The organism is Paractinoplanes rishiriensis (assembly GCF_016862375.1).
GTDB classification, from domain to species: Bacteria; Actinomycetota; Actinomycetes; order Mycobacteriales; family Micromonosporaceae; genus Actinoplanes; species Actinoplanes rishiriensis.
The window spans coordinates 74,092-89,389 of record NZ_BOMV01000056.1 but is presented as its reverse complement, the minus strand read 5'-3'; the positions used below and the strand labels follow the sequence as shown (position 1 = coordinate 89,389).

Sequence of the window (15,298 nt, the reverse complement as noted above, 5' to 3'; positions counted from 1 at the left end):
CCCAGCCGGACCTGCGGACGGCGCTGGAGGCGAGGGCCGGAAGGGCATGCCTGAGGAGGGCACAGCATGACCGCCTCGCACGACGCGGTGTGGGCGGCACTGTCCGGGGTGGTCGACCCGGAACTGGACCGCCCCGTCACCGAACTCGGCTTCGTGAAGTCGGTGCGGGTGGACCCGGCGGTGGTGGTCGAACTGCGCCTGCCGACGTACTTCTGCGCCCCGAACTTCGCCTGGCTGATGGTGGCCGACGCCCGCGACGCGCTGGCCGCCCTGCCCGGCGTGACCGACCCGCGGGTGCTTCTGCTCGACCACTTCGCGGCCGACGAGATCAACGCGGCGGGCAGCTTCAGCACCGCCTTCGCCGCCGACGGCCTCGACCCGGACCTGACCGAGCTGCGCCGCATCTTCGAACGCAAGGCCCACGTGGCCGCCCAGGAACGCCTGGCCCGGCAGGTGGCCCCGCAGCTGAGCGACCCGGCCGCGCTCGTCGCGCTCACCCTCGCCGAGGCGGCCCGGCTGGCCCCGGCGGCCGCGGCCGGGGTGGCCCGCCGCCGGGCCCGGCTCGGCCTGGTGACCGATCTGGCCCTGTGCGACGGCTCCGGCGCCCCGCTGGCCCCGGACGCGTTGCCGGTGTGGCTGCGGTTCGCCCGTACCGTCCGGGTCAGCATCGACGGCAACGCGTCGCTGTGCCGCGGCCTGCTGCGGACCAGGTATCAGTCCCGGTAGACCGGGGCCGGCGGTGACGCCGGCCCCAGCCGGGGCGCCAGCCAGCGGTCGTAGCTGCGCTGCCAGGTGCCGTCCGCGCGGATCCGGTCCAGCGTGCCGTTCACGAAGCGGACCAGGTCGGGGGCGTCGCGGGCGATGCCGATGCCGGCCGGCTCGTCGGACACCGGCCGGCCGACCACCTCGGTGGTCGGGTCCTGGGCGGCCAGGCCGGCCAGCAGCACGTCGATCGTCGAGACCGCGTCGACCTGGCCCTGTTGCAGCAGCACCAGGCAGTCCAGGGTGCTGTCGGTGCTGACCGGCACCGGGCGGGACGGCTGGGCCGCGATGCCGCGGATGGCGGTGCTGCCCCGGGTCGCGCACACCTTGCGGCCGGCCAGGTCGGCGAACTCGCGGATGCCGTCGCCCTTGCGGACCAGCAGGCGCTGCGCGGACTCCAGGTATTCGGTGGAGAAGCTGACCTGCGCCCAGCGCTCGCAGGTCATCGTCATGGTCCGGATCACCAGGTCGACCTCGTTGCGCTGGAGCACCGGGATGCGCTCGGCCGTGGTGATCGCCCGGAACTGCACCCGGGCCGGGTCGCCGAACAGGTCGCGGGCCACCTCGCGGGCCATGTCGACCTCGAAGCCGGCCAGGTCGCCGGTGGCCGGGTCGCGGAAGCCGAACAGGTACGCGTTCTGGTCGATGCCGACCAGCAGGCGGCCGCGCTGGGCGATCCGGGCCATCGTGCTGCCGGCCGGCATCCGGCCCGGTCGCGGCCGTGCGGCGGGCGGGCGCAGGCTGGCCCGGGGCACGCAGTCCGGCGCCGGACCGGCGCTGGGCACCTCGGCCGGATCCTGCACGTTCTGCGGGCGGGGGAGCACCGCCCGTGCCGGACCGGCCGGCTCCCGGGACCGGTCGTCGCCGGCGCAGGCGGCCGCGGGCAGGGTCAGCAGCAGCGCGGCCACGACGGCCGCCGTACGCGTCCTCACCGGTACTCTCCGATCCGCGGCCGGAACCCCAGCAGCACCGCTGCCACCAGGCCGGCGGTGAGCAGCACCAGCCCGGCGGCGAGACCGCGCAGCGTGCCGCCGGCGTCGCCGGCCTGCCGGTCCACCCGCCGGTTGGCGGTCTCCAGTGCCCGGCTCACCGCGGCGTCCAGCCGGCCGAACGCGGCGGCCGGGCTGTCCGGGCCGGTGGCGGTGGCCGTGGCGACGGCCTGCTGGTAGTTGCCGCCGTCGTCCAGCGCGCGGACCCGGCGGTGCCGTTCCCGCCAGTCGCGGGCGGCGCCGCGGGCCTCCTCGATGACCGCCCGGTCGGCCGCGGCCGGTGCCTGCGCCCCGGCCCGCAGCAGCAGCCCGGTGCGGCCGTCCGGGCCGATCAGGCCGGTGAGCATGGCGTCGAAGTCCTTCTCGAAGGCGGCGCCGTTGCCGCGGGCGATCAGCGTGAGCGCCTCGTCGGCCCGCGCCTGCAACGCGGTGCGGCGGGCGTCGGCGAGCAGCGACACCAGCGCCGAGCCGTCCCGGTGACCGGCGCCGACCTGGCCGGCCGCCACCGTGAGCGCCACCGCCGGCCAGGCCAGCGCGAGCAGCGCGACCAGGCTCGCGGCGACCAGCCCCGGGTTGAACACCCGGTTGGTGCGGCGGGCCAGCAACACCTGCGCGGCCACCAGGGCGCCGACGGTAACCAGGCCGAGCAGCAGCACCCCTCCCGGGAAGCCGGCCGCCGACCGCTGCGCGGCGATCAGCCGGCTCTGGGCGCCGGCGAACAACTCCTGCGCGGCCGGCAGCAACACCTCGCGCATCAGCGCGGAGGCCTCGCGCAGGTACGCGCCGCCGAGCGGGAGACCCTGACGGTTGTACGACCGGGCGGTCTCCACCAGCCCGGTGTAGACCGGCAACTGGTCGGCCAGCCGGGCGAGCCGGGCCGCGTCCGCGTCGTCGGCGTCGCGCAGCGCCACGGCCAGCGCCGCACTCGCCCGGGCGATGTCGTCCAGGTAGCGCTGCCGCAGCGCGGCCGGCTCCACCCCGTTGGTGAGGAACGCGGTGGCCGCGGTGGCGTCGGCGTCGGCCAGCGACCGGTGCAGCTCCTGGGCGCCGACGCTGAGCGGGCCGCTGACCGCGGTGATGTCGGCCAGCAGCGCCGACCGGTGCCGCTCGGCGGCCAGCGCGGCGGCACCGGTGGCCACTGCCAGCAGCACGAGCCCGGCCGTCACCAGCCGGTACAACTCGGGTGTACGGATCCGGCCCCGCAGCATGCTGACAGTGTCCGGGGCGGCGTCAACCGTCCGGCAACCCGGGGCCGGATTCGCCTCACCTCGGCCGGGCCGGTGCCGATGGCATCCGGCATGACACTCGCCATCCGCACCGCCCCGGACGGCCGCTGGTTCGGCACCGGGCACAGCACGATCGACGACCCCGCCAAGGCCGGCGCCGAGGCGGCCACGGCCGCGTTCGCCGGCCGCCTGCCGACCGTCGCGTTCGTGTTCTGTTCGATCGGTTACCACGTTCCCGAGCTGTTCGACGCGATCCGCGAGCAGATCGGCGACGAGACGGTGATCGTCGGCTGCACCACCTCGGGGCAGATCGCCACCGGCGAGGCGAGCCGGGACGGCGTGTCGATCACCGCCTGGGGCGGGCCCGGCTGCACCGTCCGCACGCATGTGGCCCGGGACGCGTCCGGCGGCCTGCGTGAGGCCGGCGCCGAGGCGGCCTCCTGCCTGCCCGCCCTCACCGACCGCGAGCACAAGGCGCTGCTGATGCTCTGCGACGGGCTCACCGGCAACCAGCACGAGATCGTCCGGGGCGCCTTCTCGGTGGTCGGCGCCGCGGTGCCGCTGGTCGGCGGGTGCGCCGGCGACCAGCTCAACTACGTGCGCACCTACCAGTTCCACGGCGGCCGGGACGGCGTGGAGATCCTGTCCGACACCGTCATCGGGGTGGCCATCGGCTCGGACGCGCCGCTCGGCGTGGGCATCGCGCACGGCTGGCGCAAGGAGGGCCCCGCGATGATCGTCACGCGGAGCCGGGACGGCCGGGTCTACGAGCTGGACGGCGAGCCGGCCCTGGACGTGCTGCTGCGCCGGCTCGGTATCGACGAGTCGATGGTCGACGACGAGAAGGCGTTCCGGGACGCCGCGTTCCTGCACCCGTTGGGGCTGTCCCGGCGCAGCGGCGAGGACATCCGGGTGATCCACGCCGGCGACCGCACCGACCGGTCGCTGGTCTGCCTGGCCGACGTGCCCACCGGCGCACTGGCCTGGCTGATGGAGAGCGACGCGGAGTCGCTGGTCGACGGCGGCCGGCAGGCCGCGGTGCAGGCCATCGAGGCGCTCGGCGGCGAACCGGCCCGGGGCATGCTGGTCTTCGACTGCGCCGCGCGCGGGCTGACCCTCGGCCCGGACGGCATGGAACAGGAGATCGCCGGCATCAGCAAGGCGATGGGCGAGGTCCCGTTCGGCGGCTTCTACACCAACGGCGAGGTGGCCCGGGTCCGCGGCGCCCTCGGCATGCACCACTTCACCCTGGTCACGCTCGCGCTCGCCTGACGGCGGGCCGGATGGAAAGCGGGTCGGCGTGAATCACTGGTCCACACATCAGCTCACCGAGTTCTTCGCGGCCGTGTGCGCCGCGCAGGACGAGGAGACGGCGGCCGGGATGGCCGTCGAGCGGGCCACCGAGATCCTGGAGGCCGAGATCGGCGCGGTCGTGCTCGACGGCCGGGTGCGGCGCGCCTGGGGCGTCGAACGCGATCACCTCGCCGAGGCGCTGGCCGGGGCACCCAGCCTGCGGGCGATCCGGGTGCCCGGCCTGCCGGAGATGTGCGTTTCGACCGCCGCCTTCGGCTCGGAGTACCAGGGCGAGCTGATGGTGGCCCGGACCGGCGACCAACTGGACCCGGAGGAGCGGCAGCTGCTGCAGGCCATGGCCCAGTCGCTGGGCCTGGCGCTGCACAACATCATGCTGCTCAGCGCCGAACGCCGGCTGCGCGAGGAGCGCGAGCGGGAGGCCGCCGAACGCTTCGCGCTGCTCGAGTCGCTGCGTGAGGCCCGGCACGACTCGCTCACCGCGCTGCCCACCCGGGTGCTGTTCCTGGAGATGCTCTCCGAACGGGTGCGGGTGCCGGCGCCGGCCAGCGTGCTGTTCATCGACCTGGACCGGTTCAAGGCGGTCAACGACAGCCTCGGCCACGCGGCCGGCGACGAGCTGCTCGGGCACGTGGCGGCCCGGATCCGCGGCTGCCTGCGGCCCGGCGACGCCGGCGCGCGACTGGGCGGCGACGAGTTCGCGGTGCTGCTCGGCGACACCACCGCCGAAGACGCCGTGCCGGTGGCGTGGCGGCTCATCGAGTCGATCCGCCGGCCGTTCCGGATCGCCGGCAAGGATGTCTTCATCGGCGCCAGCATCGGCATCGCGACCCACAGCACCGCCGGCACCGACCCGGCCGGCCTGCTCGACAACGCCGACGTGGCGATGTACCGGGCCAAGAAGGACGGTCCCGGCAAGGTCGTGGTGTTCGCGCCGCAGATGCACGCCGAGGCGCTGGCCCGGCTCACCCTCAGCGGCGACCTCCAGCAGGCGCTGGCGCTGGGCGAGTTCCGGCTGCAGTACCAGCCGCTGATCGACCTGGCCACCGGACTGCCGGCCGGCGTCGAGGCGCTGGTCCGCTGGCACCGGCCGGACGGCCGGTACACGCTGCCCGGCGACTTCCTGCCGGCCGCCGAGGAGAACGGGCTGATCGTCGACATCGGCAACTGGGTGCTGCACACGGCGTGCCAGCAGACCGCGCAGTGGCGGCGGAGCACGCCCGACCTGACCCTGAACGTGAACATCTCCGGCCGCCAGCTGACCGACCCGGGGTTCCCCGGCGAGGTGGAGCGGATGCTGCGGCGCAGCGGCCTGCCGGCCGCCGCGGTGACCCTGGAACTGGCGGAGTCGGTGCTGATGGGCAACCCCGAGGAGGCGCTGCCGCACCTGGCCGGCCTCAAGTCACTGGGCGTCGGCGTGGCGATCGACGACTTCGGCGTCGGCCACTCGTCGCTGTCCTACCTCCAGCGCCTGCCGGTCGACGAGATCAAGATCGACCGCGCGTTCCTGCGGCGGCCCGAACCGACCACCCGCGACCTCGCGGTGGTGCGGGCCATCGTGGACCTGGCGCACGCGCTGCGCCTGCGCACCGTGGTCGAGGGCGTGGAGACCGAGGCGCAGCGCGTGGCCATGCACCGCCTCGGCTGCGACCTGGGCCAGGGCCACCACCTGTGCCGGCCGCTGCACCCCGAGGAGCTGGCGGTGCCGGTCGCGGCCTGAGACTACGGTGGGCGGATGTCGTCGAAGGTGCTGCTCTCCGGTGCGGCGGTGCTGCTCGCCGCCGCGGCCGGCGTCGCGACCAACGTGTTCACGGACGGATGGGCGTGGCCCTGGGGCCTGGCGTTGGGGGTGCTGGTGGCGGCGCTGGCCGCGGTGCAGATCGCGACGGCGCGCGGTGCCGGCGGGCGGGCCGCGCCGGGGTCGGTTACGGCGTCCGGTCACGGGTCCGTGGCGGTCGGCGGGTCGGTCGGCGGCGGGGTGAGCACGTCGGTGCGTGGCCCAGTGCCCGGTCAGCCGGTCCCCGGTCAGCCGGTCCCCGGTCAGCCGGCGTCCGGCGGCGGCGTGCGCGCTGACGGGGCCGGCGCGGTGGGCGTCGGCGGCGAGGTGGACGGTCCGGTGGAGACTCAGGTCGATCCGGCGCCGTGATCAGCTGCCCGTTCCGGTGCGGCTTCGGCGGGTCTGGGCGCCGAGGAGGTGCTGGTCCGCGCCTGTTGGCCCTAACCACCGGCGCGCGCGGCGATGGACAGCGCCACCGCCCGGGTCGCCCGGACCGCGCCGAGGCGGACCGCGCGTTCCGCGGTCCAGCGGTCGTTGCGCAACCGGGCGGTCGGCATCGAGATGGCCACCGCGCCGACGAAGCGCCCGGCCGCGTCGGACACCGGGGCGGCCATGCAGCTCAGCCCGGCCTGGAACTCGTCCACCTCGACCGCGAGGCCGGTGCCCCGCACCTGGCGCAACTGGCGCCGCAGCAGCGACCGGTCGGTGACCGTGCCGGGGGTGACCGGGGGCGTGCCGGCGTGGTCGAGCAGCGCCTCGCGGTCGGCGTCCGGCAGCTTGGCCAGCATCAGCTTGCCGAACGCGGTGGCGTGCGGCACCCGGTGGAAGCCGACCGCCAGCGGGTGGATGCGGGGGTGCACCGGGCACTCGGCCACGTGCGCCACCACCATTTCGGCGTCCCGCAGTGTTGCGTAGTATGCCGCGGCCTGCGCCTCCCGGTGCACCACGGCGGCCACCCGCTGCACCTCGGGCGGCGCGGCGATCTGGCGGTGCAGGCCGCGGGCCAGGTCGTCGACGCGGTGGCCCAGCGCGTACGCCCGCTGCTCCTCCAGGTGGACCAGATAACCGCCGGTGACCAGGGTGGTGAGCAGATGATAGGTGGTGGGCAGGGTCAGGCCGAGCGACCGGGCGACGTCGCGGGCGGGCACCGGGTCCGGCGAGGCGGCGAGGTGGTCGAGGACCCGCATCGCGCGTTCGACGGACTGGAGCAGACCGGCACCCTTGCCACTCATGACCTCAGCCTGCTGCGCGGGGGAGGATGAGGGAACCCCGATGACTGATCGCGCGAAAGGTGAGGACCGACGATGATCTTCATTACCGCCAAGTTCCGGATCAAGGCGGAGCACGCCGAGCGGTGGCCGGACATCTCCCGGCCGTTCACCGAGGCGACCCGGGCCGAGCCGGGCTGCATGTTCTTCGACTGGTCTCGCAGTCTCGACGATCCCACCGAGTATGTGCTGGTGGAGGCGTTCCGGGACGGCGACGCGGGTGCGGCGCACGTCGGCTCGGCGCACTTCAAGCAGGCCCAGCAGGACCTGCCGCAGTACCTGGCGGCCACCCCGAAGATCGTCAGTCAGAGCCTGGAGCAGGACGACTGGAACGAACTGGGGGAAATGGCGGTGAAGTGACAAAACGGCCCCGGCACAAAAGTGCCGGGGCCGGAAAACTTCCGAATTACGAAATGGCCGCCGAAACGGCCGGGTACCACTTGTCGGCGATTTTCACGTTGCCGGCGTCGTTCGGGTGCACGCCGTCGTAGGTGTCGGTGGCCGTGTTGAAGCCGGTCCACTGGTCGACCACGGTGATCGGCGACGCCGCGGTGGACAGCGACGTGGCCCAGGCCGGGATCGCGTTGTTGAGGGTGACCACCCGCTGGCCGCAGTCCGAGCAGGTGCTCGGGTTCAACGGGATGATCTTGGCGACCAGGATCTTCATGTTCGGGTTGCTGGCCCGCATCTGGCCGACCATCCGGGTGTACGCCGCGAGGATCGTCTGTGCCGAGATGTTGCTCCAGGCGTCGTTCGTGCCGAAGTGCATCATCACCACGTCCGGCCGGGTCTGCGCCAGCCAGCCGACGAGCAGGTCCTGGTTGGCCACGTTGGTGGCCAGGATGCCGCCGTGGCCCTCGTTCTCGCCGTCGTACGGGAAGCCGCAGCCCTGCCCCGGCAGGGTGCCGACGAAGTCCACCCGGGACGCGGGGAGCTTCTGCCAGAGCAGCGCCCGCCAGCAGCCGGGCGAGCCGGTGATCGAGTCGCCGAGCGCCATGATCTTCACCGGCGAACCGGCCGGCGGCGGTGTGGTCGGCGCGGTGGTGGGCGGGGTCGTCGGCGCGGTGGTCGGCGGCGTGGTGGGCGCCGTGGTCGGCGGCAGGGTGGGCGGCGGCAGCGTGGTCGGACTGGTGGTCGGCGCGACCCCGCCGGTGCAGACGGTGCCGTTCAGCGCGAAGCTGGCCGGCACCGGGTTGCTGCCGGTCCACGAGCCGTTGAAGCCGAACGACGCCTTGGCGCCGGTGGCGAGGTTGCCGTTCCAGGCCGCGTTGCGCACGGTGACCGCGGAGCCGGACTGGGTGACGCTGCCGTTCCACAGCTGGCTGATGGACTGGCCGGCACCGAAGGTGAACATCAGGGACCAGTTGGTGAGCGGGTCGCCCAGGTTGGTGACGTCGACGGCGGCGCCGAAGCCGCCCTGCCACTGGCTGCTGATCGTGTACGACACCTGGCAGCCGGCCGCGGCGTCGGCCCGTCCGGCGGTGACCACGACGGCCGAGGCCACCACGGACGCGGCCGCGGCGGCCGCAATTGCCATTCTTCGATGGTGCTTAAGGCGGAACATGGGGGTATTCCTCCCGGAGGACGCGGGATGGGGGTTGACCGGACTATCGCATGGGAGCGCTCCCAGCGGAAGACGGCAAAGATACCGGCCAATGTGAGATGCGCTTGACGCGGGTCCAAAAACGATTCAACCTGGGAGCGCTCCCAATTCAAAATCGTCTATCGGAAAGGCCAAAGGTGGCCAACCGGAAGAAATTTGCCGCCGCCGCTCTCGCCGTCTCCACCGTCGGCGCAGGGCTGGTTCTGGTCGCGACGCGCGCGGACGCCGCCGCGGGCTGCCAGGTCAACTACACCGTCTCGAACTCGTGGCCGGGCGGCTTCGGTGTCGCCGTCGACGTCACCAACCTCGGTGACCCGATCAACGGCTGGACCCTCACCTTCGCCTTCCCGGGTTCGCAGACCATCAGCTCGCTGTGGAACGGCAGCGTCACCCAGTCCGGCGCGAACGTGTCGGTGAAGGACGCCGGCTGGAACGGCTCGCTCGCCACCAACGCCTCCACCAGCTTCGGCTTCAACGGCAGCGGCGACGCGGCCACCCCGGCCTCGTTCAGCCTGAACGGCACCGTCTGCACCGGCGGCGTCGCGCCCACCACCGGGCCGACCACCCCGCCGACGACGGCGCCGACCACGCCGCCGACCACTGGGCCGACGACCCCGCCCACCACCGGGCCGACCACGCCGCCGACCACCTCGCCGCCGGCCACCGGCCCGGTGACGATCGGCGGCAAGCAGCTGGAGCGGCTCGACCGCGGCGTGGTGAGCGTCCGGTCCGGCTCCGGCAACCTGGTCACCTGGCGGCTGCTCGGCAACGACCCGAGCGGCGTGGCGTTCAACGTCTACCGGGGCAGCACCAAGGTCAACGCCAGCCCGATCACCGCGTCGACCAACTACCTCGACTCGGGGGCCGCGGCCGGCCAGTCGTACTCGGTCCGCCCGGTTGTCGGCGGGGTCGAGCAGGCCGCCGACGGCACCTCGCTGAACTTCGCGAACGGCTACCTGGACGTCCCCATCCAGAACCCGAACAGCTCGCTGTACACGGCCAGCGACGCCAGCGCCGGTGACCTGGACGGCGACGGCAAGCCGGACATCGTCCTCAAGTGGGAACCGAACAACGCCAAGGACAACTCGCAGTCCGGCGTCACCGACGTGGTCTACATCGACGGCTACAAGCTCGACGGCACCCGGCTGTGGCGGATCAACCTGGGCCGCAACATCCGGGCCGGCGCCCACTACACCCAGTTCCAGGTGTACGACTACGACGGCGACGGTGACGCCGAGGTGGCCATGAAGACCGCCGACGGCACCGTCTCCGGCACCGGCCAGGTAATCGGCAGCTCCAGCGCCGACTACCGCAACTCCTCCGGTTACGTGCTGACCGGCCCGGAGTTCCTCACCATGTTCGACGGCCGCAACGGCGCCGCGCTCTCCACGGTCAACTACGAGCCGCCGCGCGGCACCGTGTCGAGCTGGGGCGACTCGTACGGCAACCGGGTCGACCGCTTCCTGGCCGGCACCGCCTACCTGGACGGCGCCCGGCCCAGCGTGATCATGGCCCGCGGTTACTACACCCGCGCGGTCGTGGTGGCCTGGGACTTCCGCAACGGCTCGCTGACCCGGCGCTGGACCTACGACTCCGGCAACAGCAATGTCGGCGCCTACGGCCAGGGCAACCACAACCTGTCGATCGCCGACACCGACGCGGACGGCAAGGACGAGGTCATCTACGGCGCCGCCGCGATCAACGACAACGGCTCGCTGATGTGGCGTTCCGGTCTGGGTCACGGCGATGCGCTGCACGTCGGCGACTTCATCCCGTCCCGCGCCGGCCTCGAGGTCTACCGGCCGTCGGAGAGCACCTCGCAGCCGACCGACGCGATGCTCGACGGCCGCACCGGAGCGGTGATCTGGTCGCACGCCTCCTGCGGCTGCGACAACGGCCGTGCGGTGGCCGCCGACATCTACGCCGGCAGCGCCGGCGCGGAAGCCTGGTCGTCGTCGGTCAGCCAGCTGTCCAACGGCGCGAACGGGGCCGGCATCGGCCGCAAGCCGTCCAGCTCGAACTTCGTCATCTGGTGGGACGGCGACGCGCAGCGCGAGCTGCTCGACCAGACCCGGATCGACAAGTACGGCACCGGCTCGGACACCAACCTGCTCAGCGCCAGCGGCGTGCACTCGAACAACGGCACCAAGGCCACCCCGTCGCTGTCCGGCGACATCCTGGGTGACTGGCGCGAAGAGGTCATCTGGCCGACCAGCAGCAACACGGCGCTACGGATCTACAGCACCCCGGTACAGACCGACCGCAAGGTGGTCACGCTGCTGCACGACCCGCAGTACCGCGCGGCGATCGCCTGGCAGAACACCGCGTACAACCAGCCCCCGCACCCGAGTTTCGCTATCCATTAGGGGGCACCAGCGCCGCACTGCCCAGGCCCCGGATGGAGGCATCCAGGACCTGGGCGGTGTGTGCCAGGGCTATCGTTCCGCCGTGCCGCTGGACCGCGGCGGCCACCTGCATGAGGCACCCCGGGTTTGCCGTGACCAGCAGGTCGGCGCCGGTGGCCAGCACGTTCGCCGCCTTCCGGTCGCCCAGTTCGGCGGCCGGCGCCGGGTTCAGCACGTTCCAGATCCCGGCCGACCCGCAGCAGATCTCCGGGTCGGCTATCTCGCGCAGGTCGAGGCCGGGGATGCCGCGCAGCAGGGCGCGTGGCTGGGCCCGGATGCCCTGCGCGTGCCCGAGATGACAGGCGTCGTGGTAGGCGACCGTCACCGGCAGCGGGTGCCGTTCGGCCACCGGCCCCAGCTCGTGCAGCAGTTCGGCCAGGTCACGCACCTTGGCGGTGAAGGCGGCCGCCCGGCTCGCGTAGGCCGGATCGTCGGCGAGCAGTTCGTCGTACTCCTTCAGCGACGAGCCGCAGCCGGCCGCGTTCACCACGAAGTAGTCCATCCCGGTGTGCTCGAACGTGTCGATCAGCCGCCGGGCGAACCGCTGCGCCTCGTCCCGGCGTCCGTTGTGCACGCTCAGCGCCCCGCAGCAGCCCTGCCCCGGCGGGATCAGCACCTCGCAGCCCTCGGCGGCCAGGACGCGTACGGTCGCCGCATTGACGTCCGGAAAAAAGGCGCTCTGCACGCATCCGGTCAGCATCCCCACCACGGCCCGCCGGGTGCCGCGAGCCCGGACGCGGCGGGGTGGGCGCGGCACCCCGCGCAGGCGCGGTGCCAGCGCTTCCAGCGTGGCGAGGGTGGGTGCCAGTCGAGGCAGGAGGCCGGTGCGGGCTACGAGGCGCTGCAAACCAAGGCTCTGGTACGCACGAAGCGGCGCCCGGAGCAGCCGGAGTCGCCGGGGATAGGGGAACAACGCGAAGATCGCCGCGCGCAGTGCCCGCTCCCGCGGCGAGCGCCGGTGCCGCCGTTCCACCTGGGCCCGGGTGTCCTCGATCAGCCGGTCGTACCGCACCCCGGACGGGCACGCGGTCACGCAGGACATGCAGCCCAGGCAGCGGTCGAAGTGCCGGACCATGGAGTCGCTGAGCGGCTCGCCGCCGAGGCCCTGGCCCATCAGGTAGATGCGGCCCCGGGGCGAGTCGGCCTCGGCACCCCAGAGCGCGTACGTGGGACAGGCCGGCAGGCAGAAGCCGCAGTGCACGCAGTCGGCCACCTGCTCGGCCCGCGGCGGATGGTCGTGGTCGAAGGCCGGCTCGCCCACCGCCGGCCCCAGCACGTCGCGGGGCGGCTCGCCGGTGCCCCAGGTCGAGTCGACCATCAGATGCCTCCCGCGAATCGGCCGGGCGCGAAGCGGTGCTCCGGGTCGAACTGGTCCTTCACCCGGCGCATCAGGTCGAGCCCGGGCACCGGTCCCCACACGTCGAGGCCGTCGATCAGGTGCTCCGGAGCGGTGAGCACGATCGCGTGCCCGCCCAGCCGGGTGCAGCGTTCGCGCAGCGCGTCGACCCCGGCGGCGTCGGCGGCGGCCGCGTAGAGCACGCCGGTGCCGGCCGAGCCGCGGATCGCCGCGCCGGCGGCGACCAGGTCAGGAACTCCGGACAGCGGCACCGACAGCTTCATCCCGATCCCGCCGGGCTCCCACGGGTCGGCACCCCACCACGGCGGGGGTGTCTCGGCGATGTCGCCGCCGAGCAGCTCGGCCACCGTGCCGGCCCGGTCCCGCGCGCCGTCCGCGGTGCCCTCGACCAGCACCGCCAGCTCACCGCTGCGGCTGTCCACCTCGATCGCGGCCGGCGCCACCCGGGCCGTGCGGACCTTGGCGGCGTCCGCGGCCGGAGCCTGAGCCCGCACGTACACCTGCGACTGCGGCTGCGGGTGCAGCCGGAACACGCACTCGGTGATCAGACCGAGGGTGCCGTACGAGCCGGTGTAGAGCTTGCCGAGGTCGTACCCGGCGACGTTCTTGACCACCTTGCCGCCGGACTTGGTGATCCGGCCGTCCGGCCGCACCACGGTGATGCCGATCAGCAGGTCGCGGGCGGTGCCGTAGTGCAGCCGGCGCGGCCCGCTGGTGTTGGCCGCCACCGTGCCGCCGACGGTGGCCCCGGCCGGGCCGTCCAGTGCCAGCAGCTGGTGTCCCAGGTCGAGGTCGCCGAGCGGGGTGCCGGCCCGGACCACGGTGATCAGGTCGCCGGCCGCGTGCTCGACCACGCCGGCCAGCCGGCGGGTGTCGACGATCAGGTCGAGTGCGCGCGGCGGCCGGCCCCAGCCGATTTTGGTGCCGGCGCCGCGCACCACCACGGTCAGGCCGCGGGCCGCGGCCACCAGCGCGGCCGCCTCCTCGGTCGACGCCGGCGCGGCCACCAGCCGGGCCGGCACGCCGCCGACCGCGTCGTCGTCGCCGGCCGGGCGGGCCAGGTCGTCGAGCGCGGTCATCAGAAGACCTCCACGCCCGGCCAGCGGTTGTCGCCGGCCTGCCGCCGGCCGGGCCGCTCGCCGCACAGCCGCGGGGTCGGGAAGATCTTGCCGGGGTTGGCCAGGCCGCCCGGGTCGAACGCGCAGCGCAGCAGCTGCATGGTGTCCAGGTCGTCGTCGGTGAACATGCGCGGCATGTGTTTCGCCTTGTCGGCGCCCACCCCGTGCTCGCCGGTGATCGACCCGCCGTACTCGATGCACAGGTCGAGGATGGCGGCCGACGCCACCTCGGCCCGCGCGGCGGCGCCCTCGATCGCGTCGTCGAACAGCACCAGCGGGTGCAGGTTGCCGTCGCCGGCGTGGAACACGTTGGCCACCCGCACCCCGTTGGCGGCGGCCAGTTCGTCGATCCGGCGCAGCACCTCGGGCAGCGCGGTCCGCGGGATCACGCCGTCCTGCACGATGTAGTCCGGGCTGATCCGGCCCACCGCCGCGAACGCCGACTTGCGGCCCTTCCAGAACAGCTGGCGCTCGGCGTCGTCGGCCGCGATCCGGATCTCGAACGCGCCGTTCGCGCCGCACAGCCGGGTCACCTCGTCGAACTGGGCGGCTACCTCGGCGGCCGGACCGTCCAGCTCGACGATCAGCACGGCCGCCGCGCCGGGCGGGTAGCCGCAGGCCACCGCGCTCTCGGCGGCCTCGATGGCGAGCGCGTCCATCATCTCGACCGCGGCCGGCACCACGCCGGCCGCGATGATCGCCGAGGTGGCGGCGCCGGCCTGGTCGATGCCGTGGAACGCGGCCAGCAGCGTGCGCACCGACTCGGGCACCGCGGTGAGCCGCACGGTGACCTCGGTGGCCACCCCGAGCGTGCCCTCCGACCCGACGAACGCGCCGAGCAGGTCGTACCCCGGCGGGTCGAGCGCCCGGCCGCCGCCGAGCCGCACCACCTCGCCGTCCGGGGTCACCACCTCGAGGCCGGTCACGTGGTTGGTGGTGAAGCCGTACTTGAGGCAGTGCGCGCCGCCCGAATTTTCCGCCACGTTGCCGCCGATCGAGCAGATCTGCTGGCTGGACGGGTCGGGCGCGTAGTAGTAGCCGTGCGGGGCCGCGGCCCGGGTGACCTGGAGGTTGATCACCCCGGGCTGCACCACGGCCCGCTCGTCCGCGGGCGCGACGGCGAGAATCCGGCGCATCTGCGCGGTCACGATCAGCACCCCGTCGGCGTGCGGCAGGGCGCCGCCGGACAGCCCGGTGCCCGAGCCGCGGGCCACGAACGGGATCTCGCAGTCGACGCAGGCGCGGACCACGGCGGCCACCTGCTCGGTGGTCTGCGGCAGCACCACCAGGGCCGGGATCACCTTGTAGTGGGCCAGGCCGTCGCACTCGTACGTGCGCAGCTCCTGCCGGTCGGTGACCACCAGGTCCGGGCCCAGGGCGGCGCGCAGCCGCCCGGCAAGCGCATCGATCACGGTCACCGTGGGCCTCCTCAGCGCCGACGCCTCCCGGCCAACCTATCCCGCTGACCCGGGGCTGGTCATC

At 73.7% G+C, this 15,298-nt stretch carries 13 protein-coding genes; 6 read left to right on the top strand and 7 right to left on the bottom strand.

The genetic code is table 11. The features are described 5' to 3' along the window. Positions 1-66 precede the first annotated feature (66 nt). Positions 67-726, top strand: coding sequence for an iron-sulfur cluster assembly protein (locus Ari01nite_RS24205; RefSeq protein ID WP_203784261.1), 660 nt, complete (start codon positions 67-69; stop codon positions 724-726). Here the strand turns inward: Ari01nite_RS24205 and Ari01nite_RS24200 are convergent. Further along, the gene (locus tag Ari01nite_RS24200) at positions 714-1,694 is read right to left on the bottom strand and encodes a glutamate ABC transporter substrate-binding protein (protein WP_203784258.1); all 981 of its coding nucleotides are present in this window, start codon (positions 1,692-1,694) and stop codon (positions 714-716) included. The genes Ari01nite_RS24205 and Ari01nite_RS24200 overlap by 13 nt on opposite strands. Continuing rightward, entirely contained in the window at positions 1,691-2,959 is a 1,269-nt protein-coding gene (locus Ari01nite_RS24195; RefSeq protein ID WP_203784257.1) for a GlnX family signal transduction membrane protein, read from the bottom strand. The genes Ari01nite_RS24200 and Ari01nite_RS24195 overlap by 4 nt, the downstream gene beginning before the upstream one ends. A gap of 90 nt (positions 2,960-3,049) precedes the next feature. Between Ari01nite_RS24195 and Ari01nite_RS24190 the strand changes: the two genes are divergently transcribed. Genes Ari01nite_RS24190 through Ari01nite_RS24180 form a run of 3 tightly spaced genes read left to right on the top strand, consistent with a single transcriptional unit; the run spans position 3,050 to position 6,434 of the window. Next, positions 3,050-4,249 (top strand): FIST signal transduction protein, encoded by a 1,200-nt coding sequence (locus Ari01nite_RS24190; protein WP_239162980.1) that lies wholly within the window; start codon positions 3,050-3,052, stop codon positions 4,247-4,249. Between the two features lie 28 nt (positions 4,250-4,277). Continuing rightward, positions 4,278-6,008, top strand: a complete 1,731-nt coding sequence (locus Ari01nite_RS24185) for a putative bifunctional diguanylate cyclase/phosphodiesterase (protein WP_203784253.1) — start codon at positions 4,278-4,280, stop codon at positions 6,006-6,008. 15 nt (positions 6,009-6,023) lie between these two features. Then, positions 6,024-6,434: a hypothetical protein gene (locus tag Ari01nite_RS24180; protein WP_203784251.1), complete on the top strand. Its 411-nt coding sequence runs from the start codon at positions 6,024-6,026 to the stop codon at positions 6,432-6,434. Between the two features lie 71 nt (positions 6,435-6,505). Here the strand turns inward: Ari01nite_RS24180 and Ari01nite_RS24175 are convergent, their stop codons facing one another. Continuing rightward, positions 6,506-7,297, bottom strand: coding sequence for an IclR family transcriptional regulator (locus tag Ari01nite_RS24175; RefSeq protein ID WP_203784249.1), 792 nt, complete (start codon positions 7,295-7,297; stop codon positions 6,506-6,508). A 72-nt stretch (positions 7,298-7,369) separates the two neighbouring features. Here Ari01nite_RS24175 and Ari01nite_RS24170 point away from each other — a divergent pair, with 72 nt between their 5' ends. Continuing rightward, positions 7,370-7,693, top strand: a complete 324-nt coding sequence (locus Ari01nite_RS24170; protein WP_203784247.1) for a putative quinol monooxygenase — start codon at positions 7,370-7,372, stop codon at positions 7,691-7,693. Between the two features lie 46 nt (positions 7,694-7,739). On the opposite strand, the gene Ari01nite_RS24165 is transcribed toward Ari01nite_RS24170, so the two are convergent. Next, the gene (locus Ari01nite_RS24165; protein ID WP_203784245.1) at positions 7,740-8,870 is read right to left on the bottom strand and encodes a cellulose binding domain-containing protein; all 1,131 of its coding nucleotides are present in this window, start codon (positions 8,868-8,870) and stop codon (positions 7,740-7,742) included. A gap of 203 nt (positions 8,871-9,073) precedes the next feature. Between Ari01nite_RS24165 and Ari01nite_RS24160 the strand changes: the two genes are divergently transcribed. Further along, on the top strand, positions 9,074-11,302 hold the full coding sequence (locus tag Ari01nite_RS24160; protein ID WP_239162979.1) for a rhamnogalacturonan lyase family protein: 2,229 nt from the start codon (positions 9,074-9,076) through the stop codon (positions 11,300-11,302). Here Ari01nite_RS24160 and Ari01nite_RS24155 read toward each other — a convergent pair. Genes Ari01nite_RS24155 through Ari01nite_RS24145 form a run of 3 tightly spaced genes read right to left on the bottom strand, consistent with a single transcriptional unit; the run spans position 11,292 to position 15,234 of the window. Beyond that, a complete protein-coding gene (locus Ari01nite_RS24155) occupies positions 11,292-12,659 on the bottom strand; it encodes a (Fe-S)-binding protein (RefSeq protein WP_203784241.1) in 1,368 nt (455 codons plus the stop codon). The two genes, Ari01nite_RS24160 and Ari01nite_RS24155, sit on opposite strands and share 11 nt — an antisense overlap. Next, the gene (locus Ari01nite_RS24150; protein ID WP_203784239.1) at positions 12,659-13,777 is read right to left on the bottom strand and encodes an FAD-binding oxidoreductase; all 1,119 of its coding nucleotides are present in this window, start codon (positions 13,775-13,777) and stop codon (positions 12,659-12,661) included. The genes Ari01nite_RS24155 and Ari01nite_RS24150 overlap by 1 nt, the downstream gene beginning before the upstream one ends. After that, positions 13,777-15,234 (bottom strand): FAD-linked oxidase C-terminal domain-containing protein, encoded by a 1,458-nt coding sequence (locus Ari01nite_RS24145; RefSeq protein ID WP_203784237.1) that lies wholly within the window; start codon positions 15,232-15,234, stop codon positions 13,777-13,779. Before Ari01nite_RS24145 ends, Ari01nite_RS24150 begins: the two co-directional genes overlap by 1 nt. Positions 15,235-15,298: the final 64 nt, after the last annotated feature.

Excerpts from the sequence above, each read along its gene's own strand:
- Ari01nite_RS24170 (WP_203784247.1), top strand. The coding sequence starts at position 7,370 with ATGATCTTCATTACCGCCAAGTTCCGGATCAAGGCGGAGCACGCCGAG.
- Ari01nite_RS24150 (WP_203784239.1), bottom strand. The coding sequence starts at position 13,777 with ATGACCGCGCTCGACGACCTGGCCCGCCCGGCCGGCGACGACGACGCG.
- Ari01nite_RS24175 (WP_203784249.1), bottom strand. The coding sequence starts at position 7,297 with ATGAGTGGCAAGGGTGCCGGTCTGCTCCAGTCCGTCGAACGCGCGATG.
- Ari01nite_RS24190 (WP_239162980.1), top strand. The coding sequence starts at position 3,050 with ATGACACTCGCCATCCGCACCGCCCCGGACGGCCGCTGGTTCGGCACC.
- Ari01nite_RS24165 (WP_203784245.1), bottom strand. The coding sequence starts at position 8,870 with ATGGCAATTGCGGCCGCCGCGGCCGCGTCCGTGGTGGCCTCGGCCGTC.
- Ari01nite_RS24180 (WP_203784251.1), top strand. The coding sequence starts at position 6,024 with ATGTCGTCGAAGGTGCTGCTCTCCGGTGCGGCGGTGCTGCTCGCCGCC.
- Ari01nite_RS24205 (WP_203784261.1), top strand. The coding sequence starts at position 67 with ATGACCGCCTCGCACGACGCGGTGTGGGCGGCACTGTCCGGGGTGGTC.
- Ari01nite_RS24195 (WP_203784257.1), bottom strand. The coding sequence starts at position 2,959 with ATGCTGCGGGGCCGGATCCGTACACCCGAGTTGTACCGGCTGGTGACG.
- Ari01nite_RS24155 (WP_203784241.1), bottom strand. The coding sequence starts at position 12,659 with ATGGTCGACTCGACCTGGGGCACCGGCGAGCCGCCCCGCGACGTGCTG.